This window comes from Asticcacaulis sp. P2_B1 (genome assembly GCF_056404915.1).
Window position 1 is genome coordinate 938811 of sequence record NZ_JBFUDD010000002.1, and the last position, 19999, is coordinate 958809.

Annotated in this window: 22 protein-coding genes; 13 read left to right on the forward strand and 9 right to left on the reverse strand. The window is 61.4% G+C overall.

What is annotated here, in order from left to right; all coding sequences use genetic code 11:
- Positions 1-5 precede the first annotated feature (5 nt).
- Positions 6-2141 carry a M3 family metallopeptidase gene (locus AC1DX3_RS08715; RefSeq protein WP_476988863.1) on the reverse strand — a complete coding sequence of 712 codons (2136 nt, stop codon included), beginning with the start codon at positions 2139-2141 and terminating at the stop codon, positions 6-8.
- 137 nt (positions 2142-2278) lie between these two features.
- On the opposite strand from AC1DX3_RS08715, the gene AC1DX3_RS08720 reads away from it, so the two are divergent.
- Complete coding sequence (locus tag AC1DX3_RS08720) at positions 2279-3157, forward strand: glutamate racemase (protein ID WP_476988864.1); 879 nt, start codon at positions 2279-2281, stop codon at positions 3155-3157.
- A gap of 175 nt (positions 3158-3332) precedes the next feature.
- Positions 3333-4133 carry a TraB/GumN family protein gene (locus AC1DX3_RS08725; protein WP_476988865.1) on the forward strand — a complete coding sequence of 267 codons (801 nt, stop codon included), beginning with the start codon at positions 3333-3335 and terminating at the stop codon, positions 4131-4133.
- Between the two features lie 2 nt (positions 4134-4135).
- Here the strand turns inward: AC1DX3_RS08725 and ahpD are convergent, their stop codons facing one another.
- A complete protein-coding gene (gene ahpD / locus AC1DX3_RS08730) occupies positions 4136-4669 on the reverse strand; it encodes an alkylhydroperoxidase, AhpD family (protein ID WP_476988866.1) in 534 nt (177 codons plus the stop codon).
- Positions 4670-4767: 98 nt separating this feature from the next.
- Complete coding sequence (locus AC1DX3_RS08735; RefSeq protein ID WP_476988867.1) at positions 4768-5316, reverse strand: peroxiredoxin; 549 nt, start codon at positions 5314-5316, stop codon at positions 4768-4770.
- 124 nt (positions 5317-5440) lie between these two features.
- On the opposite strand from AC1DX3_RS08735, the gene AC1DX3_RS08740 reads away from it, so the two are divergent.
- Positions 5441-6358: a hydrogen peroxide-inducible genes activator gene (locus AC1DX3_RS08740; RefSeq protein ID WP_476988868.1), complete on the forward strand. Its 918-nt coding sequence runs from the start codon at positions 5441-5443 to the stop codon at positions 6356-6358.
- On the forward strand, positions 6355-6768 hold the full coding sequence (locus tag AC1DX3_RS08745; protein WP_476988869.1) for a hypothetical protein: 414 nt from the start codon (positions 6355-6357) through the stop codon (positions 6766-6768). The genes AC1DX3_RS08740 and AC1DX3_RS08745 overlap by 4 nt, the downstream gene beginning before the upstream one ends.
- A 1-nt stretch (position 6769) precedes the next feature.
- Here AC1DX3_RS08745 and AC1DX3_RS08750 read toward each other — a convergent pair whose 3' ends face one another.
- Positions 6770-7519 carry an SDR family NAD(P)-dependent oxidoreductase gene (locus AC1DX3_RS08750; protein WP_476988870.1) on the reverse strand — a complete coding sequence of 250 codons (750 nt, stop codon included), beginning with the start codon at positions 7517-7519 and terminating at the stop codon, positions 6770-6772.
- A gap of 96 nt (positions 7520-7615) precedes the next feature.
- Between AC1DX3_RS08750 and AC1DX3_RS08755 the strand changes: the two genes are divergently transcribed.
- Positions 7616-8515 carry a LysR family transcriptional regulator gene (locus AC1DX3_RS08755; protein ID WP_476988871.1) on the forward strand — a complete coding sequence of 300 codons (900 nt, stop codon included), beginning with the start codon at positions 7616-7618 and terminating at the stop codon, positions 8513-8515.
- Between the two features lie 158 nt (positions 8516-8673).
- A complete protein-coding gene (locus tag AC1DX3_RS08760; RefSeq protein WP_476988872.1) occupies positions 8674-9693 on the forward strand; it encodes a LacI family DNA-binding transcriptional regulator in 1020 nt (339 codons plus the stop codon).
- Positions 9694-9800: 107 nt separating this feature from the next.
- Here the strand turns inward: AC1DX3_RS08760 and AC1DX3_RS08765 are convergent, their stop codons facing one another.
- Positions 9801-12269: a glucan 1,4-alpha-glucosidase gene (locus AC1DX3_RS08765; protein WP_476988873.1), complete on the reverse strand. Its 2469-nt coding sequence runs from the start codon at positions 12267-12269 to the stop codon at positions 9801-9803.
- Positions 12270-12580: 311 nt separating this feature from the next.
- On the opposite strand from AC1DX3_RS08765, the gene AC1DX3_RS08770 reads away from it, so the two are divergent.
- Together AC1DX3_RS08770 and AC1DX3_RS08775 are read left to right on the forward strand one after the other, a co-directional pair.
- A complete protein-coding gene (locus AC1DX3_RS08770; RefSeq protein WP_476988874.1) occupies positions 12581-13345 on the forward strand; it encodes a hypothetical protein in 765 nt (254 codons plus the stop codon).
- 17 nt (positions 13346-13362) lie between these two features.
- On the forward strand, positions 13363-13746 hold the full coding sequence (locus AC1DX3_RS08775) for a VOC family protein (protein WP_476988875.1): 384 nt from the start codon (positions 13363-13365) through the stop codon (positions 13744-13746).
- A 93-nt stretch (positions 13747-13839) separates the two neighbouring features.
- Here AC1DX3_RS08775 and AC1DX3_RS08780 read toward each other — a convergent pair whose 3' ends face one another.
- Together AC1DX3_RS08780 and AC1DX3_RS08785 are read right to left on the reverse strand one after the other, a co-directional pair.
- Complete coding sequence (locus AC1DX3_RS08780) at positions 13840-14226, reverse strand: RidA family protein (protein ID WP_476988876.1); 387 nt, start codon at positions 14224-14226, stop codon at positions 13840-13842.
- Positions 14227-14440: 214 nt separating this feature from the next.
- Entirely contained in the window at positions 14441-15721 is a 1281-nt protein-coding gene (locus AC1DX3_RS08785; RefSeq protein WP_476988877.1) for a hypothetical protein, read from the reverse strand.
- 82 nt (positions 15722-15803) lie between these two features.
- Here AC1DX3_RS08785 and AC1DX3_RS08790 point away from each other — a divergent pair, with 82 nt between their 5' ends.
- On the forward strand, positions 15804-16421 hold the full coding sequence (locus AC1DX3_RS08790) for a CGNR zinc finger domain-containing protein (RefSeq protein ID WP_476988878.1): 618 nt from the start codon (positions 15804-15806) through the stop codon (positions 16419-16421).
- 82 nt (positions 16422-16503) lie between these two features.
- Here the strand turns inward: AC1DX3_RS08790 and AC1DX3_RS08795 are convergent, their stop codons facing one another.
- On the reverse strand, positions 16504-17007 hold the full coding sequence (locus AC1DX3_RS08795; protein WP_476988879.1) for a hypothetical protein: 504 nt from the start codon (positions 17005-17007) through the stop codon (positions 16504-16506).
- Between the two features lie 150 nt (positions 17008-17157).
- Entirely contained in the window at positions 17158-17571 is a 414-nt protein-coding gene (locus AC1DX3_RS08800) for a winged helix-turn-helix transcriptional regulator (protein ID WP_476988880.1), read from the reverse strand.
- Positions 17572-17749: 178 nt separating this feature from the next.
- Here AC1DX3_RS08800 and AC1DX3_RS08805 point away from each other — a divergent pair, with 178 nt between their 5' ends.
- From AC1DX3_RS08805 to AC1DX3_RS08820, 4 genes are all read left to right on the forward strand, one after another.
- Positions 17750-18337, forward strand: a complete 588-nt coding sequence (locus tag AC1DX3_RS08805) for a dihydrofolate reductase family protein (RefSeq protein WP_476988881.1) — start codon at positions 17750-17752, stop codon at positions 18335-18337.
- Between the two features lie 134 nt (positions 18338-18471).
- Complete coding sequence (locus AC1DX3_RS08810; RefSeq protein WP_476988882.1) at positions 18472-18885, forward strand: hypothetical protein; 414 nt, start codon at positions 18472-18474, stop codon at positions 18883-18885.
- Complete coding sequence (locus tag AC1DX3_RS08815; RefSeq protein WP_476988883.1) at positions 18882-19085, forward strand: helix-turn-helix transcriptional regulator; 204 nt, start codon at positions 18882-18884, stop codon at positions 19083-19085. Before AC1DX3_RS08810 ends, AC1DX3_RS08815 begins: the two co-directional genes overlap by 4 nt.
- 4 nt (positions 19086-19089) lie before the next feature.
- Positions 19090-19965, forward strand: coding sequence for an alpha/beta fold hydrolase (locus AC1DX3_RS08820; protein ID WP_476988884.1), 876 nt, complete (start codon positions 19090-19092; stop codon positions 19963-19965).
- Positions 19966-19999: the final 34 nt, after the last annotated feature.

A 19999-nucleotide genomic window follows, 5' to 3' on the forward strand; every position in this document is an offset into this window, starting at 1 on the left:
TTTGTTTATGCAAAGCCACGTAACCGCATCAACGCATCCCTATTCACATCCCGGCCCAGGAAGTTCCGATACGCCACGTCCTGCGGGATCGTGTCGCCCACACTCAAGATGTGGTCGAAGTAATTCTTCGCCGTATCCCCGGCAAAAGGCCCGCCCGCCGCCATGAACTTCTCATAAGCATCCGCCACCAAGGCATCCGACCACAGATAGCTGTAATAACCGGCGCTATAATCATCGCTCGAGAAGATATGCGCGAACTGAGTCGGCCGGTGACGCAGCACGATCTCCTTCGGCATGTTCATCTTGGCGAGATAATCCTTCTCGAACTGCCCAATATCGATATCGACGTCGCCGGCCAAATGATAGGCCATGTCGATCAAGGCATCCGCCAGATATTCCACCGTGATGAAACCCTGATTGAACTTCGACGCGTTCTTGATCTTCTCCTGCAGTTCCTTCGGCATCGGCGCGCCCGTCTGATAATGAACGCAGAACTTGTCCATCACCTCCGGCAAAGGCAGCCAGTGCTCGTTGAGCTGCGACGGAAACTCGACAAAGTCGGTCGCCGTATTGGTCCCCGCTTGCGACGGATAATAGACGTTCGACGACAAGGCGTGCAAAGCATGACCGAACTCATGGAACATGGTCTCGGCATCGTCCCACGAAACCAGGATCGCCTGGCCCGGCTCGGCCTTGAGGAAGTTGCAATTGTTCGACACCACGCAGTGATGGCCCAACATCTTCGACTGCGACTGGTACTCGGTTTCCCAGGCGCCCGACGACTTGCCCTCACGCGCATAAGGGTCGTAATACCAGGTTCCGATGCGCTCGCCATTGCGCTTGACCGAATAGGTCGTCACGTCGGGATGGAAGACCGGCACACCCTCGATCGGCTCGAAGACAAAACCGTACATCTTATTGGCGCAATAGAACATGCCGGCCTGAATCTTGTCGAGCTGGAGATACGGCTTCATCTCGCTCTCATCCAGATCAAAGCGTGCCTTGCGCACCTTCTCGGCGTAATAACGATAGTCCCACGGCGCGATCGTGATGCCGGTACCTTCGCTGTCGGCGATCTTCTGCATGTCGGCGACCTCTTCGTGGACGCGATTGACCGCCGGCCCCCACACAGCCTCCATCAGACCCATGGCGTTTTCCGGCGTCTTGGCCATCGCCACTTCCAGCCGCCAATGAGCATGCGTCGGATAGCCATAAAGCTTGGCGCGCTGGGCCCGCAGCCGCAGAATCTGGCTGCCGATCTTCTTGTTGTCCCATTGGTCGTTATTGTCGCCGCGCATGATATAGGCGGTCCAGATCTTTTCACGCAGGTCGCGGCGCGTCGAATAGGTCAGGAAAGGCTCCATGGCTGAACGGGTATTCTGGATGGCGTACATGCCGTCCTGGCCCATATCGGTCGCCTTGGACTTGGCGGAGGCGACGAAGCTGTCGGGCAAGCCGGCCAGGTCGTCCTTGGTGATAAAGGTCGCTTGGGCCTCGTCGTGCTTCAAATTCTTGGAGAAGGTGTCGAACAGGGTCGCCATCTGCTGGTTGATGTCGGCGACCGTCTTCTTGTCGGCGTCGGACAGCTTGGCGCCGCGGCGGACGAAGCCGTTATACTGCTTCCACAACAGACGGTCCTGCTGCGGGTCGAGCTTGAACTGGGCGCGATTGTTATAGACCGTCTCGATGCGCTGGAACAAATCCTTGTTCTGATTGATCTCGTCGGCGAAAGCAGCCTGCATCGGCGACAGGCGCGCCGACACCACCTGGAACTCGGCCGTCGACAAATTACTGTCCCACACGCCGTAAACCGAATTGACGCGGCTATAGGGTTCGCCGGCGCGCTCATAGGCCTCGCTGATCGAGGCGAAGGTCGGCGCCGAACGCTTCATGGTGATGGCGTTGATCTCCTTGCGGTAATCGTCCATGGCGATCTTCATCGCGGGCTCGAAATCGGCGATTTTCACCTTGTCGAACGGCGGCAGCCCACCGAACGGACCCGGCCACGGTTGGGTCAGATAAGCCGTGGCGATGGCCGCACCGTCTTGAGCGAAGCTGAGGCCGGGGGACAGGGCGGCGGTCATGGCTGTACCGCCCATGAGGCCCAGCGCCGCGCGGCGGTCGATTTTGGTGGATGACATGAAAGACTCCGTGAAGGATTTGACCGCATAATTTCTCTCTCGGGCCTGTACGGCACAGAGCAAAAGGCGTAATTGCTGAAACTATATGTCACCTGTCGCGTGGCAAAATTAAGTTTTGTTAATGGAGTGGCTGCGCAATGGCGATTGGCGTTTTTGATTCCGGAATCGGCGGCCTCAGCATCCATCGCGCCCTCGTCGACCGCTTACCCGAAGCCGATTTCGTCTATCTCGCCGACCAGAAAAACACCCCCTACGGCGATCGAAGCGGCGAGGAAATCGTCGAGCTGACCCGGGCCGGCTGCGAAACCCTGTTCGAGGCCGGCGCGTCGCTCGTCGTCCTGGCCTGCAATACGGCGTCCGCCGTAGCGCTGCGCCGGTTGCAGTCGACCTGGCTGGCCTCCTTCCGCAAGACCTATAAGCGCCCGGTCAATGTCCTGGGCATCATCGTCCCGACCATCGAAGCCGCCACCGGCATGCCGTGGGAGCACGAGGCCGAGCGCCGCGGACCCAAGATCGAAAAGCTTGACGTCATCGGTATCTTCTCGACCCAGGCGACGGCGAAATCGCGTGTCTATGAGATCGAAATCGACAAGCGCCGCCAGGACCTGGCCGTCTTTACCGAAGCCTGTTCGGGCCTGGCCGACATGATCGAACATGCCGCCGACCGCGACGCCTTGTCGGCCAAGATCAAGGGCCATGTCGAGGCGCTGAAAACCCGCATCGGCCGCTATCCCGACCGCGCCATCCTCGGCTGCACCCACTATGAGATCGTCGCCGACCTGTTCCGCGAACACCTGCCGGCCGGCACGCCCTTGATCCATCAGCCGGCCCCGGTCGCCAAGGCCCTGGGCGACTATGTCGAACGCCATCCCGATTACGATATCGGCCACAGCGGCGGCCGCGTTTTCCTCACCACGGGTGAGCCGCAAAAAGGTATCGGGTCGCAGTCCGCGCTCATCGAGGCCTTCTGGGGCGCACCCCTGACCTTCGACGCCGTGGCCGCTCCCGCCTATTGATCCCGGATCAATAAAAAGAGTCACAATAACCGGCTATCATGGCCCGGTGACTCGTTTACCCATCCTGATGGCCCTGCTTGGCCTTGTGCTCGCCGGCCCTGGGGCCATGGCGCAAAACGAAGTTTGGCCTGAGACCCGGGTGGTTGTGAAGGGTCGCTCGGCGCCGGGTCCTGTCATGTGGCACATCTCCAGCGGCGACTCCCAGGTCATCATCCTCGGCGTCCTTCCGGTGTTTCCGAAGAAACAGACCTGGCAGACGACACGCATCGCCAATGCCCTGCGCGGCGCCCGCGGCCTGATTACGCCGCCGGCCAGCAGCACCGGCGTGGGCGATATGTGGAGCCTGATGACGAAGAAGGGCTTGCCGGGACACGGCGCCCTGAAGGACATCCTGCCGGCGTCTTTGAACGGCCGCTATGAAGCAGCGGCTCGCCGCGCCGGCGTCGACATCAAGGATTTCGCCCACGATAAGCCGGTCTGGGCCGGCGCGCGTCTGCGCCGTGAAGTCCTGCAAAAACGGGGATTGAGCGACGATGAACCGGTGCAGACCGTTGTCGGTCTTGCCCGTCGTGCGGGTGTGCCCGTTCGGGCGGCCGGCCGTTACGACATGGGCCCCATGGTCAAGAGCGTCAATGCCATGAACGATGCCGCAAGCCAGGCCTGCCTCGGTCATACGCTCGACGATATCGATTTCGATCTCGACCGTGCGCCGGTGGCGGCGAAAGCCTGGGCCACGGGCGATCTCGCCACGGTACGCAACAATTACCAGGGTTCGACCCTGATGAAATGCCTGGCCGGATCGGAGACCTCGGCCACCATCGGCGCCCGCAGCGTCAATGACAGCGTCGCCGCCGTCACCGCCGCCCTGGCCAGGCCCGGCAAGACGGTAGCCGTCCTGCCCCTGGCCCTGCTGTTGCGCAGCGGCGGCGTGCTCGACCGCCTGCGGGCGAAGGGCTACGAGGTGTCGAATCCCTGAGTTTAAACCTTCGCGGCTTTTTCACCGCGGATCACGGCCGAGACGGCATTGACCGTGGCGGCGATACGCAGGGCTGCCTGGACCTGGACATTGGTGACGCCGTGGCCGCGCAGGACCTTTTCATGGCTGTCGAGGCACAGGCCGCAGCCATTGACCGCCGACACCGCCAGCGACCACAGTTCGAAATCGACCTTGTCGACGCCGGGATTGCCCAGGATATTCATGCGCAGACCGGCGCGCAGGGTCTCATATTCCTTGTTATGCATCAGGTGCAGGGCGCGATAATAGACATTGTTCATGCCCATGATGGCGGCCGCGGCCTTGGCGGCGGTCAACGCTTCGGGCGTCATGATGGCGCTGGCGGCGGCTTCGATATTCTGCACGACTTCCGGCACGCCGACGGCATAGGCGCAGGCCAGGAAGGCGCCCCACTTCTGCTGGTCGCTCAGCAGGGTCTCGTTCGCCAGGCTGGACAAGTTGAGCGACAGGTCCTTGGCATAGGCCGGGACGAATTCGCGGAGGGCATCGATACTCATGATATTTTCCTTCAATCAGACGTAAAAAAGGCGGCGCAAGGTCAGGGAGAACGCTCGCACCGCCTTTTTCGAAGCTCCGCGATCCGCGGAGTGATAAGTTACAGCGTGGCGCCGCCAACAGGGCGGTTACAGGCGCACAGTTCGTCGGTTTGCAGGCCGTCGAGGATGCGCAGGGTTTCCGCCGGCGAACGGCCGACATTCAGGCCGTTGACGGTGATGTGCTGGACGACATTGTGCGGATCGACGATGAAGGTGGCGCGCAGGGCGACATTGGCTTGATGGTCGAGGACGCCCAGCGCGCGGGCAAAGACGCCGCCGGTGTCGGCGAACGACCATTGCGGCAGCTTGTTGAGGTCGGCATGATCGCGGCGCCAGGCCAGCTTGCAGAACTCGTTGTCGGTCGAACCGCCGAGCACGACGGCGTCACGGTCATCGAAATCCTTGTTCAGCGCAGCGAAAGCAGCGATCTCGGTCGGGCAAACGAAGGTGAAGTCCTTCGGATAGAAGAAGATGACCTTCCACTTGCCCGAGAAGCTGTCCTGGGTGACCTGTTCGAACGCACTTACGCCGCCTTCTTCATGGGCGTTAAAGCCGGGCTTTACACCGACGACACTGAAGTCCGGGAGGGTTTCGCCAACACCGATCATAATCATTCTCCTTAAGTCATTTGGTTCGGCCGATTTGCCGATGGAGGGGGTTTACGCCTGTTACGGGTAGAAATCTAATTAAATATTTTTGACTTTTTGATAACTTGAACTTATATGGTGGGGCATGCTCCCAACGCTCCGCCAACTGCAATATCTCAAACTGCTCGCCGAGCACAAAAGCTTCAACGGTGCCGCCGAAGCCGCCTTCGTGTCGCAGCCCGCCCTATCGTCCGGCATTGCCGAGCTCGAAAAGATTCTCGGCGCCCGCCTGGTCGACCGTGCCCGCGGTCAGGTCATCCTGACCTCCGTCGGCGAGGACATGCTGAAGCGTTCCGAAGATATCCTGGCGCGTACCGAAGATCTGGTCGAAGCCGCGCGCGGCGCCAACCGGCCCCTGACCGGGCGCTTCCGCCTGGGCGTTATCCCGACCGTGGCGCCGTTTCTCCTGCCCAAGGCCTTGCTGAAACTGCGCAACGAATTCCCCCACCTGCGGCTCTTCCTGCGTGAAGACCAGACGGCGCGGCTGATCGCTTCGTTGAAAGCCGGCGCGCTCGATGCCGCTGTTATTGCCCTGCCCTATGATCTGGCGGGGCTCGATCACGCCTTTATCTGCCAGGACGCCATCCTGGCGGCCACTCCCGCCGGCCATCCCCTCGCTTTGCAGACGCGCATCTCGCCGGAATCGCTGAAGAACGAGGAACTGATCCTGCTCGAAGACGGCCATTGCCTGCGCGACCACGCCCTGGCCGCCTGTTCATGGACGTCGTCGAGCGGCGCGTCGGAATCCCTGTCGACCTATACGGCGCACGCCGGCGGTTTCGCCGCCACCTCGCTCAATACCCTGGTCCAGATGGTCGGCTCGGGGCTCGGCGTCTCGCTGTTGCCGGCCATGGCGGTCGATTCCGGCCTGTTCCGCAGCGACGAGGTCAGCGTCCGGCCGCTTGAATCGGACCACGCTTTCCGCGATATTGTCGTCATCTGGCGTGCGGGCTCCAGCCGCGCCCCCGAAGCCAAGCTCCTGGCCGAAAAGCTCAAAGCATGAAACGCATCCTTCTCGCCTGCCTGCTGTTGACGGCCTGCTCGAAACCGCAGCCGGCCGAGGCGCCCCAGCCGGTCATCGAATCCGTGCCACCGGTCGTCGATACCTGGCCCGGCAAATATGAGGGCGATCTGATGGTGCGTGTTTCCGGCACGCCCGGCGCACACAAGCTGATCCTGGTCGCCGCGACCGCCGACGGCTGCACCGGCGATATCGGTCTGGCCGGTGGGCAATTGGCGAAAACCCTGTCGCCGGACGCCCTGGAACTGACCCTGCGCCCCGACGACAAGGCGACCTGCACGATCGCCGTCAAGAAAGCCGGCGACGTGCTGACGGTCAGCGAAAGCGGCATCTGCACCGCCTATCACGGCCTGTCGTGCAGCTTTAACGGCACCGCCAAACGATTGAAATAGCTTACAGACCCTGCCCGCCGGACGCTTCGATGCGCTGGCCGTTGATCCAGCCGGCCTCATCGCTCAGCAAGACAGACACCGCGCCGCCGATATCGTCCGGCAGACCGGTCCGGCCGAGCGCCGTTTGCGAGGCGACAAAGGCGTTGACCTGGGCATTGTCGCGCACCGTGCCGCCGCCAAAGTCGGTCTCGATCGCGCCCGGCGCCAGGACGTTGACCGTGATGCGGCGCTCACCCAATTCCTTGGCGAGATAGCGTGTCAGCACCTCGACGGCGCCTTTCATCGACGCGTAGGCGGCATAGCCAGGATAGGCGAAACGCGCCAGGCCCGACGACAGGTTGAGGATGCGGCCGCCGTTCTTGATCGATGGCAGCAGCTTTTGCGTCAGGAAGAAGACGCCCTTGACGTGGATGTTCATCAGTTCGTCGAACTGTGCTTCGGTGGTGTTCATGAAGGACGCATGCAGGCCGATGCCGGCATTGTTGATCAGGTAGTCGAAATCATCGCGGCCCCAGGCTTTCAGGGTTTCCCGCACCTTGCCGGCAAAGGCGTCGAATTCGGCGATCTTACCGGTGTCGAGCTGCAGGGCGACCGCCTTGCGGCCCATCAGGGCCAGGTCGGCGACGACGGCCTCGGCCTCGTCCTTGCGCGAACGGTAGGTGAAGATGATGTCGGTGCCCTTGGCGGCCAGATGGTGGGCCATGTTGCGGCCCAGGCCGCGGCTGCCGCCGGTGATCAGTGCGATGGTCATGGTGTGTCTCCTTGAAAGTTGCCACACTTTACTGTTTTCAAAATCAACGATAAAGTCCGCATACCTGACATCACTGTTCGCATGCGAAGAACAATCATGAACCATCTCGACTCGGTTTCGGCCTTTATCCGCGTCGCCGAACTGGGCAGTTTCACCCAGGCGGCCCTGTCGCTCGGCCTGCCGAAATCGAGCGTTTCCCAGGCCGTGGCCCAGCTTGAAGCCCGCCTGCAAACGCAATTGCTCTACCGCACCACTCGCCGTGTCCAGTTGACCCACGACGGCCACAGCTATTACGAACGCGCCCGCGACCTGCTGTCCGATCTCGAGGACATGGACGCCATGTTCCAGTCGTCGCCGGCCTCCTTGAGCGGCAGTCTGCGCGTCGACATGCCGATCGCCCTGGCGCAAAACCTGATCATTCCGCGCCTGCCGGACTTCCTCGATCAACACCCGGCCCTGCGCATCGAGCTCAGCAGCACCGACCGCCGCGTCGATGTCGTCGCCGAGGGTTTCGACTGCGTGCTGCGGATCGGCCTGTTGGCCGATTCCGCCCTGATGGTCAAATCCCTCGGCGAGATGACCATGGTCAATGTCGCGTCGCCGGCCTATCTGGCGCGCTACGGCACGCCGCATACCCTCGACGACCTGGCTCAACATCAGATGATCCACTATGTCAGCACGATCGGCGCCCGCCCGTTCGGGTTCGAATATCGCGATGGGGACGCCTACGCCACGCGTGACGTACCCGGCCGGCTCTTCGTCAACAATACCCTGTCATTCCAAGGCGCTGTCCGCGCCGGACTAGGCTTCATCCAATGCCCGCTGGTCGGCGTGCGCGCCGAACTGGCGTCGGGCGCCTTGATCGAAATCCTGCCGGACTACGTCGCCGAACCCCTGCCGGTGTCGTTGATCTATCCGCGCCGCCGCCATCAGGCCCGCCGCGTCCGCGCCTTCATGGACTGGCTGGCCGGCATCGTGCAGGACTACCTCAATTGACGGTGATGGTGGCCCTCCAAACCCGCAGGGTTTGGCAAGCGCGACCGCGCGCCCTAGCTCGTGCGAGGCCAGCCCGCGCGGCGCTTGAGCGCGTAGCAAAGCTTGAGCGCACAACAAGAACATGTCATGGTCGCACATAATGAATCATAAGATCTGAGATGAAACGTCCCACCTCGTTCGACATAGCGGCGCTTGCCGGCGTTTCCCAAGCCACCGTTTCGCGCGCCCTCAGCGGCTCCACCTCCGTCAGCGAAGCCGTCCGCCAGCGCGTCTACGACGCCGCGGTCAAGCTCAACTACACGGTCGACATCAATGCCCGCAAATTGCGCTCGAAGAAGATCAACACCATCGCTGTCCTGGTCTCCGAAGACCTCGACCACAGCGACAACCGCATCAACCCCTTCTTCCTGCCCCTGATCGGCTCGATCCTCGACTATGCCAGCGAAAAAGGCGTCGACGTCCTGATGTCGCTGCAAAAGCCTGGCGCCGACTGGGGCGCCGACTACGGCTTTTCGCGCCGGGCCGACGGAATCATCTTCCTCGGCTATCGCGATTTCGACTCGTACTTGCGCAAGATCGAGGTCCTCAAAGAAGTCGGCGAACCGTGGGTCGTCTTCGGCCCGGTCATGCCGCAAACACCCCACCTCTTCGTTGGCAGCCAAAACGAAGAAGGCGCCCACTCCGCCGTCGAACACCTGATCAAACTCGGCCGCCGCCGCACGGTTTTCCTGGGCGAAGCCTCCAAAGACCACTCCGAGTTCTTCGAACGCTTCCGCGGCTACCAACGCGCCCATGCCGAGGCCGGCCTGACCCCCGATCCGGCCCTGGCCATCGACTGCTTCATCTCGCGCGAAGAAGGCGCCGCCGCCATCGAACGCCTGCTCGACGAAGGTATCCAGTTCGACTCGGTCTTCGCCGTCACCGACCTGCTGGCCATCGGCGCCATCCAGACCCTGCAAAAGCGCGGTCTCGATGTGCCGAAAGACGTCTCGGTCATGGGTTTTGATGATCTGTGGGCCTGCACCTGCATCAATCCGACGCTCAGTACGGTCAGACAAGACACAACGACGTCGGCGAGGGTGCTGGTCGACACGCTCGCCAAACTCATCGATGGCGAACCGGTCGAGATGACCAGAATCCCTACCCAATTGGTGATCAGGGAGTCATGCGGCGGATAGGCCCTTCGGGGACCAAGGGGCAAGCCCCTTGGAACCAAAACCAAGCCAATAAAAAACCCCCACCGTAGGGACACGGCGGGGGCGAGTTTGGGTCAAAGGGTTGAGACTTAGTCTTTGACCGAACCGAAATGCTGAGCCGTCGGCGCATTGCGGTCCCAGACCGCCTTGTCGCGCAACGACCGCAAAAGCTTGATATATTCCGCATGACTCCACGCCAGAGGCGTCGCCGAATCCGTGCCCTCGCCGACCACATAACCATGCGGATCGGCCGAACCGACGCCGTCGAACACCTGCTCGGGGATCATCAGACCCTCATTGGCGAAGTCCTCCATCCCCTTGACGTAAACCGAACGAATGGCGTCGATATCGGCCGCCGTAGCCCCGCCGGCCTTCAGATTATCCAAGGCCAGCTCGTAATGGCCGCGTTCACCCGTAAAGATCGGCCATACCCGGCCGCGCTGATCCGGCTGCATGGCGCCATGGACGGCATAGTCGCCACCCGACAGGCGATCGCCGTAACCGTCATTGCCGTAACGGCGGAAACCCGGCACCGTCGTGTCGCCGAAATGGAAGTCGTAACGGACACGCAGATTGTCCGGCAAATCCTGGTCGTCGATCACCTTCACCGACGACTCGATATTCTTGTCATCGGCCGGCCGCACGCCATAACGCACCAACTCCAGGAATCCGGCATCGATCATCAGGTCCGAACGCAGGCCGGGATGGCCGTTGCGCTCGTCCTGAACACCTGGATTATTGGCGTCTTCCGAACGCGAAATGCGCAGATAATAGGTCACTGGCTTGTCGTCGCCTATCACCTTGCCCGTCGTGGTGACCAGACGCTTTTCCAGCAGGGACGAATATTCATCCGCCTTGGTCTGGTACAGCTTGGCGCCGTCAGCATCGCCGGCTTGCGTCGCGATATCGCTGGCGGCGGTCAGGCCTGCAATGACGGCAGCCGTGGTCGAGGGTGAATAGCCTTCCTGCTCTTCCCAGCGCTCTTGCTGGCTATAGGGCGGAGTAATGACAGCATGGTTCCAGTCGAGACCGACCTGGCCGCCCTTCGACAGAAAATCGGCCGCCGGCTTCAACGAAGCCGTATACGACGTCATCAGGTCGTCATGCGAGATCAGGCCCATGGATTCCAGTTTCCAGCCCAGCAGGATCGGCATGGCGGTCTGATCGAGCTGCACGCCCGCCCATTCGACCGTGCCGTCGACGTGCGACTTCTGCTGGAACCAGCCGGAAACCCCGGTATTGCCGGCGGTGGTCGGCATGACCTGCACGGTCGGCAAATAACGGAAGGCGGCGACGGGCGTTTCCTTGTCGCCCAAGGCGGCCAGCGCCATCGCGACCTGATAAAAATCGCGCGGCCACACGGCCTTGTAACCCGTAGCCGACACGTCCGTGATCAGCTCGTCGCCCCAGGGATTGCTCAGCGAAGCGATCAGGGCGCCGGCCGCCGTACGGTCTTCCTGCACCTTCAACGTCAGGGCCGAGGCGTAGAGCAGCTTGCCGTCGTCTTCGGTCACCGGAACCAGGCTCTTCAGCTCGGTCAGCGAGGCGAGATAGTCCTCCCAGCCGACAGCCTTGCCGGTGCCGTTAAACTTGGCCAGCGTACCGAAATAACCAGATTTCAAGGTTGCGCTGGCCTGGGCATCGGCGGCCTTGGCGTCGGCTCCGAACCCTATGGCTATATCGAATGTCGAGGATGTCGTGACCGTGGGCAACTGCCCGACCAGGACGACATTGCCGGCCGTGCCGCCGGTCGTATCGTGTTCCGCGATCAGCTGCTGATGGCCGCGGACGTCATCCAACCCGTCGGTAACACCGCTAAAGCCGACATTATGCGCCTTGAACGGCACGCTGGCCTTCAGGCTCAACGCCACATCGCCCTGGAAGGCCGACAGCGCGCTGTTGCTGGCCGTGCCCTGATCGTCGCCGGAGGTATTGGCCATGGACGGATCCAGCACCACAAAGGCGGTGACAGGCCCGTTCAACGCCTTGACCGTGACGCGCATCATCAGGCTCTGGTGATCGGGGTCGGTAAAGACGTCCTTGATGATGACGAAGCGGCCTTGTTTATCCGTATTGGTCAAGCGGTAGGCGGGCGACAAAGGCCGGCCGGCGCTGTCCTTGTCGATATAGTCGACATGGCTGTCGGTGTCGGTGTTCTCAAAAGCCGTCCAGCCCCCCTTTGACGTATCACCTCCGGAAACGGCGATCTGCAATTCGCGGATCTGGGCTTCGTGGATGCGGCCGTACATGGTCTCGGTAACGATGCCCTGGGCCAGCGAGAACCACACCTTGGACACCGTGCCGGTCACGGCCTGATCGCTATATTGCAGGTTCTTGTAAGCTTCGTAGGAGGCGCCGATGCCTTGCTTGCCGGCATAGGCCCACGGCGAAGACATGCCCGGACCGTCGCTGGCCTTGCCGCCGGAATTGAGGGTGGGATTGTGATCGGCGGGGGTAACGGCATCGTCGGCGAAAGCTGTGGCGCCGAAGCCCAGACAGGCGACGGCGATTAGGCTCACGGCCGATCTCAATAAGGTCTTAGAACCCGCGAACATCATACGCCTCTCCTGTACCCGGGCCGTGTACGCCATGGGACTTTGTCTGATTGGGCGGAGGTGTCGACATCAGGCCCCCGCCATTTTTTGCGACACTATGCAAAAAAGACGGGCGAGTCGCGCTGCATACGTATTCACGGCTAATGAAATATTCATGAATACGAATTCGGAAGGGTTTGTAAGGTTATTCAGAGGGCGCTATTGGCGCTGACAACGGCCTTCGCCAGGGCTCCAAGCGGCCAGGTCTCCAAGGCATTGACATTTTACGGCCGACTCCGTTTGTGTGGCGGCTCTGGCAATTCGGGAACATGATCATGAACTTGCGTCTTACCACGGCTGTGCCGGCGCTCCTCGCCCTGTCCTTTTTCGGACTCGCCGCCTGCCACGCCCCGGACAAAAGCACGACCGAGGTCACAAGTACCAGCACGTCGGTGAGCGAGGTGATCAGCGCAACGGCACCGTCGGCCGCCGGTGAAGTGACATCCTCCTTGTCGCCCGTCCTGACCAGCGAGCCATTATCCTGCACTGACGAGATCGGCGCCACCGCGGCGGACAAACGCGCCCAGATCTGCCGCGCCGTTTCGCCGGCGACGCACCCGCCGTGTAATGTCGCCAACAGCTGCGCCATGATCGAGGACGAAATCGCCCGCAGCTGCGCCCTGTTCGACGGCCAGGGCCCGGCGATGCCGGAATGCACGACGGCGCCCAAGAGCCAGGCGGCGGCCGTGGCCGTGGTGACGCTGTACTATTCGGCGCTCAACGCCCATGACTATGCGACGGCCTGGCAGCAGTGGGGCGAGGACGGCCCGCCCAACCAAAACCTGACCAAGTTCACAGCCGGCTTTGCCCATACCCGCGCGACCCACGTGACGATCGGCAAGCTGGAACCGGCGGAAGGCGCCGCCGGCTCGATCTATCAATCGGTTCCGGTCGTCGTCGACGCCACCCTCGATGACGGCAAGCACCAGCGCTTTACCGGCGAATATGTCGTCCGCCGCGTCAACGGTGTCGATGGCGCAACCCCGTCCCAGCTGCGCTGGCATATCGATTCCGCCCATCTGACCGCCGCCGCGGGCTGAGGATAGGCGGTCACGCCATGTCGGTTCAGCTTAATCACACCATCGTCTGGTCCAGCGATCCGGCAACGTCCGCCCGTTTCCTCGCCGAGATTCTCGCCTTGCCGGCGCCGCGACGCTTTGCCCACTTCCATGTGGTAGAGGTGGACAATGGCGTGTCCCTGGACTTTGCCCACGCAGCAACGCCCATCCAGTCGCAGCACTACGCGTTTCTGATCACCGAGGCGGAGTTCGACGGCGTGCTCGAGCGCATCCGGGCGCGGGGATTACCCCATTGGGCGGACCCCGCGCGTCAGCGGCCCGGCGCCATCAACCACGGCGACGGGGGACGCGGCGTTTATTTTCCCGATCCGGACGACCATTTTTTGGAAGTGCTGACCCGGCCCTATGGCAGCGGCGGTTGAAGGGCGCATAATCGAGTCAATAAGTGACTCTGAGCCCTTCACGCCGCCGCTTTCATTCGTGCATCATCTCAATCGCAGCACTTGCTCCTCGTGTTATTTCACCGCCAATGCATCGACCTCTATAAGGAAGGCGGGATTGGCCAGTTCGTCCACGATCACAACCGTCATCGCTGTCGGGTGTGCACCCCACACGGCTTGCGCCGCCGCAAATACAGCCCTCATGTCGTTATTTTTAACAACGTAAACGTTCATCTTGATCACATTTTCCTGGGTGGCTCCGGACGCCTTGAGGACTGCCAATAGATTCTCCAAGGCCTGCTTGGTTTGCGGGCCGATGCCGCCCTCTACCACCTTTCCGTCGGACGTTACGCCATCCTGCCCACCGATTGAGAGGATGGTGCTAACCTGAGTGGCCATGACAGCTTGTGAAAAGGCGGGGTTGGCATGGAGTTCAGGAGGATTGAGATGGGTAATTTGCATATGATGGACTCTCCTGTGAGGTTAGGTGCTGCGGATCTAAAGTCGGCGAGAAAAGGCGGGGTACAATTGAGGGTGAGATCGACGACAACACCCCCCAGGCCGGGATGAGCCGGCTGATCATGGCCGCCATCTCCAATAGTCTGGACGTCAATAGTCTGGACGTCCTGCATATCATCTATGCCGGCGCCTAAGGGTGATCACTCCGGCCGCTGCCTCAGGTCGCTCGCTCCGCGTCGATAACGGTCTGCTTTGCCACCTCTTCCACCTTGCCGAGCGCAAAGGCGAGCAGCGGAAGCACGAGCGCGTAGCAATATTGCGTCAGGGTGACCCCGATATGGAACGGGAACCAGATTGTGGGCACACCCAGGCGGGAAATCTCATTGATAAACAAAGCGATCGCGACCACTGCCATTGTCGCCAGTGCCAGCCACTTGCGCTCGCCGCGCATCACGATCCGCGCCGCAATCGCCGCGAACAAGACCATGAAAACGATACGGCCCGTAGCGACCAGGGCATCATTGTGGGCGACGGCGCCGGCAACCCTGATCGCCCAGGCACCCAGGGCGGCGAACAAGACAATCTTTCGCTCTCGCCCGTCCGTCCAGTTATTCCACGCCGCCGTCCAGGCCAGCATCGCCAGCGGCGACAACAGAAAAGTATTCTGCGCGTCCAGCATGGACACGCCCTCCAGGTCAGTCCAGGCGGCAATCGCATTACCCAACCTCAGGCAGGCCGTGGCCACCAGGGCGACTGCCAGCCACCGGGCAAAGCCTGGCCGGGCAGTCGCGCGCGCCGATATGAGCGCGATCCCGGCCAGCAGGAACATCATCACCGGCAGGGCGATTTCGACGATATAGCCGGCAATTGTCCGAAGCCATTCGGCACGGTACAAGGTCTCACCGAACGACGCCTCCGCCAGGATAGGCGCGCTCCTCAAGCCACCGCTCTGATGGTCTCGCCCAATACCTGGCTGCATGAACGCCCGGATCGCCAACACCCCGTCAGGCTCGCCCGCCGTTCGCGGAAGCCGCGCCAGATAAGGCCGGGCGCCGATCACCTTGGGGTTGGCCCCGAGCCGGCCGATGCCGCCGACGGGTTTGCCGTTCCAGAACATCTCGTAACCATCGTCGACCATGGTCGGCCCAAGCAGCACCAGGTCGCCCTGCGGCGGCAAGGCGACGCGGCGGCGATACCAGCCATAGCCGTCCAGGTCAGGATGACCGCGGGCGTGCCACCCGGCCAGATATCCTGGCAGACCCACGTCGCCATCGGTATTTTCCGGCTTCGAGATCAGCTCGATTGGGTCCCAATTGCGATCATCGGTGGCCGGATCGGCCCATCTTGCGTCGTCGCCGGCATGGAAGCGCCAGGATCCGTCCAAAACCGCAGCGGGACCGGTCGGGTCCGGCCGGCCGCCGATCGCCAGCACTGCGACGACCGCTACCACCATCACCAAACTCAAGAAGCAGAACCAAACGTACAGCCGCCGTGACACGTTTCTTCTCCATGAAACAGGATAGCACTTGACTGTACCGATTAAACGCCTTTTACTGGTACGTCATGAGAGTGCCTATTGAATGACTGCAACCCTGCCTCTGTCTGCGCCCCGGCCCATATCCGCGATTCGGCTGGATGGCGGCCGGCTGTGCCTCGATTTCGTCAACACAATCCACGACCGCTACGCTGCCACCGTCGAGGACTATATCTCTACCCCCGAACGTTATGTGCAGTGGGCCAGGCGCGCTGGCGCGCTGGCTCCCGGCGAAGAGGCCGATCCGGGCGAAGAGAGCGACCGCCTCATGACGGACGTTCGCGTGCTGCGGGATGCCGTCTACCGCCTCCTGTCGGCCCGGGTGGATCAGACCCCGCTTCCGGAAGGTCCGCTATCCGTCGAAAATCACTGGCTCGCGCGGGCGCGCCAAAGCCAGATTCTGGACGAAAACGGTCTTCTCACCTGGCGCGTTGAACCGGGCGACCTGCGAATGCCCCTCAAATGTATCGCCCTCGACGTCGTGGATACGCTGGCTGACGCGCGCGCAGGTAAGCTCAAGCTTAAGTGCTGCGCCAATCACACCTCCTGCGGCTGGTTGTTCGCCGACACCAGCAAAAACGGCCTGAGACGATGGTGCGCCATGGAGACCTGCGGAACCCTTAGCAAAATGGCAACCCGCCGCGGACACTCCGGTTCGGCGTGACGGTTAGACATATAAAAGGGGTCAGAGGCGTTTTCGAAAGCGACTGACATAAATCACATACTATAGCCGCGGTAACGCCAATCTATCTCTCGACCTCCAGCTTTACGATCAGCGGCCGGCAATCCAGCTCCGAGGGGCGGCAGATATAGCTCACCTTGACATAGCTGTTGGCTAGGACAGGGCCGTCATGGGCCTGGAAGTCCGGAGCGTCAAAGCGGACGTCCTGGACGGTGAAGCCCCAACTCGTATGCGCTTCTTTCGGCATGGGTTTGAAATCGGTCACCGGACCGGAAACGACGTGATAGGTCTTGTCGGCCATGGCCTTGCGGACGGCCAGTTCGTCGCCGATGATGGACGTGCCTGTCAGCAAGGTCCAGGCGATGCCAAACACAAAGATGCTCCAGGCGAAAATAGGGTGAGGGGGCCATTTCTGGCGCTTGGTCCAGTCGACTTTGGCAGGCTTGTGATGACGGCTGAGGCGGATAAGGATCACGCCGGCCAGCATGAGGGCCGCACCGAGCGCAATGAAGGCCCAGTTTCCCAGATGAAAATCGGACGCGTCGTAGACTGTATCATAGGTCAACATGTTGGTGTCCCCGGAGGATTATACGCGCTTCGGCGAGCAGCTATCCCGACCTGACTCCCGTCGGTCGCAATGAAATCGAGTCATCACATACTCTGAGCGATGGGGTCCGCCTTCACGCTGAACATGACGATCGCCGACGACCTTCGGTGATCATAGATGCTCGGCCCGTAGCGCCGCCTTCATCTGTTCGAGCGCCGCATCGCCGCCGGCCGCCAGCGCGTCGGCAATCCGCGCCAACCTGTCATCGGCCTTGCGGTGCTGGCTGCCCCAGGCGCCGAGCGTGACCAGCACCGGCAAAAGGTCGATGCCGGCCTCCGTCAACCGGTAGATTGCCTTCAGCCCGTGGCTCGGGTCGTCGCTGCGGGTGAGGATGCCTTCGTCCTGCAATGTCTGCAGCCGCTCGGCCAGCGTGCGCGAGGAGATGCCTTCGCCGGATTGCAGGAATTCGCGAAAATGCTTTTTCCCGGCAAACACCAGGTCGCGAATGATGAGCAGCGTCCAGCGGTCGCCGAGCAGTTCGAGCGACAGGTTGATCGGGCAGCCGGACTTTTCGCGCGTCGCCATGCATATGCTTCCATTTGTAAAGCACTTTACTATTGACACCATTGTCCGCCTGCGTCAAATGGTTCCAAAAGTAAAGCATTCTCGGTAACGGCTCTGTTTCGCCGAGGCGGACGACACGTACCCCCAAACGCTCAGGACCCATCCGAAAACGAGGCGAACCCCCCATGAAAAACTTGATATGAAAAACTTGATCCTTCAGATGCAGATTTCGGTCGATGGTTTTGTCGGCGCCAATGACGACCATCGCTGGCAGCTCTGGGAATGGGGCGACGACATCGCCTGGGATGAGGCGTTAAAAGCGGATTTCAACGCCGTCTTTGCCGGCGTCGACACCATCCTGCTCAGCCGCAAGATGGCCGAGGAGGGCTATCTCACCCATTGGGGCAACGCGGCGAAGAAGTTTCCACGCGATCCGTTCTACGCCTTCGCCCAGCGCGTCGTGGACGCCCGGAAAGTGGTGCCGAGCGACAGGCTCGCGGCTTCGCGCTGGGAGCGCACGACGGTGGTGAGCGGCGACCTGCCGCGTGAAGTCGGGACGCTGAAGGCGGGCGAGGGGGGTGATATCGCCGTCTTCGGCGGCGCCGGCTTCGCCTCCGCCTTGATCGCCGCCGGCCTGGTCGATGAATTCCAGTTGTTCATCAATCCGGCCGTGCTGGGCGCCGGCCGGCGCATTTTCGACCAGGGCGGCTTCCGAAACCTGCGTCTGCTCGGCTCGAAAGCCTATGGCTGCGGCATGGTGGTCAACCGCTACGCCCCGGCGCGATGACCGGACGTTAAACGTCGCCTTTTGCCAAAAGCGGACGTTTGGCCATAGACCACCCCCTGCCCGTCATAAATGTTGTGTACTCACAACATTTTCATTGACGGCCGTGCGCGGTGATGTAAGGTACACACAACATTATGTTAGAAGGGCACAACAATATGTATGGCTGGCCAAGATCTCCTGCTTACCTCGTCACCTCGCTATGTCTTTGGCTGATTTTCCTCGCTGCCATTTTCGGCGTTACCTGGGGCAAGTACAACGGCTGGCCTGATGTCGCGCTGTGGGCTCTGGCAGCCGTGCCTGCCGTCACGGTCGTTATTCAGACCTTCATGGCTTACCGGCTTATTTCGAAACAGGATGAGTTCGTCCGCGCACTCACGGCGAAACGTATGTTGGGTGCCATCGGGGCGACAATTACCGTTGTCGTCGCCTACGCGCCTTTTCAGCAACTCTTGGGCGCGCCATACCTTCCAGCCTGGCTCATCTACCCGCTGTTTTGGGGCCTGTTCGGTTTGGTATGCCTGTTTATCCGAAATGGCGGACGCGCATGAAGAGCCGGCTGAAGGTTCTGCGGGCCGAGCGCGACCTTACCCAAGAGCAGCTCGCTGTCCTTATCAATGTCTCGCGCTATGCCATCAACGCGCTTGAGACCGAGCGGCATGATCCGTCACTCGACCTTGCCTATCGCATTGCAGCTGCGTTCTCCGTGCCTGTCGAGCAAGTATTTCCCAACCCCTATTCGAAAGACTAACACGATGAAACATCAAATCTCCTGGCTGGCCGCGGCCGTGGTCAGCCTCGCTCTTGCTTTGCCTGCGTTTGCCGGCGATTTCAAAAGCGACCGCATCACTGTCACGGTACACGGCGAGGGGCGTGACGTTGTCCTGATTCCAGGCCTGTCGTCCTCGGCCGACGTTTGGGACCCAACGATCGCGGCCCTCCCCGGCTATCGCTATCACGTCGTCCAGGTGAAGGGGTTCGCAGGCACTCAGCCGGAGGCGAACGCCAGCGGTCCCGTTGTGGCGCCGGTCGCGGAAGAAATCGCCCGGTATATTGGCGCCGAGAAATTGGAGAAACCTGCCTTGGTGGGTCATTCCATGGGCGGCACCTTGGGCATGATGGTCGCCGCCCGCCATCCGGGCCTGGTATCAAAATTAATGGTGGTCGATATGTGGCCCTTTATGGGGGCCATGTTCGCTCCGGACGCGACCGCGGAATCGGTCGTCCCTGTTGCCAGCCAATTTCGTGATGGCATCATCAATGCACCCGAGGCTTCGCGCAAAACCATGGCCGAGCAAACGATTGCCGGCATGATCAAGACGGAGTCCTTTCGTCCGATCGCCATCAAGCACTCCCTCGACAGCGACCCAGGCACATCGGGTCAAGCCATGTATGACCTCATCACGACGGACCTGCGCCCTGAACTCGCTAAAATCCAGATACCGCTGCGGGTGCTGTGGGCCCTGCCGCCAGGTGCGCCCATGACCGCTGAGCAGATGGAGGGCTATTATCGCATGTCTTACGCGAACGCACCCACCGTGACGATCCGGCAAATCACCGACAGCTACCACTTCATCATGTATGACCAGCCCGAGGCGTTCCAGGCCGAACTAAAGACCTTTCTGCAATAGGCTTGAAAGCTAGGCTTCCCGGTATCGGCGGCTT

What these genes read in the sequence shown, in the direction of transcription:
- AC1DX3_RS08765 (WP_476988873.1), bottom strand. Translation starts at nt 12,269, where the DNA reads ATGATGTTCGCGGGTTCTAAGACCTTATTGAGATCGGCCGTGAGCCTA.
- AC1DX3_RS08805 (WP_476988881.1), top strand. Translation starts at nt 17,750, where the DNA reads ATGAAAAACTTGATCCTTCAGATGCAGATTTCGGTCGATGGTTTTGTC.
- AC1DX3_RS08780 (WP_476988876.1), bottom strand. Translation starts at nt 14,226, where the DNA reads ATGCAAATTACCCATCTCAATCCTCCTGAACTCCATGCCAACCCCGCC.
- AC1DX3_RS08815 (WP_476988883.1), top strand. Translation starts at nt 18,882, where the DNA reads ATGAAGAGCCGGCTGAAGGTTCTGCGGGCCGAGCGCGACCTTACCCAA.
- AC1DX3_RS08755 (WP_476988871.1), top strand. Translation starts at nt 7,616, where the DNA reads ATGAACCATCTCGACTCGGTTTCGGCCTTTATCCGCGTCGCCGAACTG.
- AC1DX3_RS08720 (WP_476988864.1), top strand. Translation starts at nt 2,279, where the DNA reads ATGGCGATTGGCGTTTTTGATTCCGGAATCGGCGGCCTCAGCATCCAT.
- AC1DX3_RS08745 (WP_476988869.1), top strand. Translation starts at nt 6,355, where the DNA reads ATGAAACGCATCCTTCTCGCCTGCCTGCTGTTGACGGCCTGCTCGAAA.
- ahpD (WP_476988866.1), bottom strand. Translation starts at nt 4,669, where the DNA reads ATGAGTATCGATGCCCTCCGCGAATTCGTCCCGGCCTATGCCAAGGAC.
- AC1DX3_RS08735 (WP_476988867.1), bottom strand. Translation starts at nt 5,316, where the DNA reads ATGATCGGTGTTGGCGAAACCCTCCCGGACTTCAGTGTCGTCGGTGTA.
- AC1DX3_RS08770 (WP_476988874.1), top strand. Translation starts at nt 12,581, where the DNA reads ATGAACTTGCGTCTTACCACGGCTGTGCCGGCGCTCCTCGCCCTGTCC.
- AC1DX3_RS08820 (WP_476988884.1), top strand. Translation starts at nt 19,090, where the DNA reads ATGAAACATCAAATCTCCTGGCTGGCCGCGGCCGTGGTCAGCCTCGCT.
- AC1DX3_RS08790 (WP_476988878.1), top strand. Translation starts at nt 15,804, where the DNA reads ATGACTGCAACCCTGCCTCTGTCTGCGCCCCGGCCCATATCCGCGATT.
- AC1DX3_RS08760 (WP_476988872.1), top strand. Translation starts at nt 8,674, where the DNA reads ATGAAACGTCCCACCTCGTTCGACATAGCGGCGCTTGCCGGCGTTTCC.
- AC1DX3_RS08775 (WP_476988875.1), top strand. Translation starts at nt 13,363, where the DNA reads ATGTCGGTTCAGCTTAATCACACCATCGTCTGGTCCAGCGATCCGGCA.
- AC1DX3_RS08810 (WP_476988882.1), top strand. Translation starts at nt 18,472, where the DNA reads ATGTTAGAAGGGCACAACAATATGTATGGCTGGCCAAGATCTCCTGCT.
- AC1DX3_RS08715 (WP_476988863.1), bottom strand. Translation starts at nt 2,141, where the DNA reads ATGTCATCCACCAAAATCGACCGCCGCGCGGCGCTGGGCCTCATGGGC.
- AC1DX3_RS08795 (WP_476988879.1), bottom strand. Translation starts at nt 17,007, where the DNA reads ATGTTGACCTATGATACAGTCTACGACGCGTCCGATTTTCATCTGGGA.
- AC1DX3_RS08740 (WP_476988868.1), top strand. Translation starts at nt 5,441, where the DNA reads ATGCTCCCAACGCTCCGCCAACTGCAATATCTCAAACTGCTCGCCGAG.
- AC1DX3_RS08750 (WP_476988870.1), bottom strand. Translation starts at nt 7,519, where the DNA reads ATGACCATCGCACTGATCACCGGCGGCAGCCGCGGCCTGGGCCGCAAC.
- AC1DX3_RS08800 (WP_476988880.1), bottom strand. Translation starts at nt 17,571, where the DNA reads ATGGCGACGCGCGAAAAGTCCGGCTGCCCGATCAACCTGTCGCTCGAA.
- AC1DX3_RS08725 (WP_476988865.1), top strand. Translation starts at nt 3,333, where the DNA reads ATGTGGCACATCTCCAGCGGCGACTCCCAGGTCATCATCCTCGGCGTC.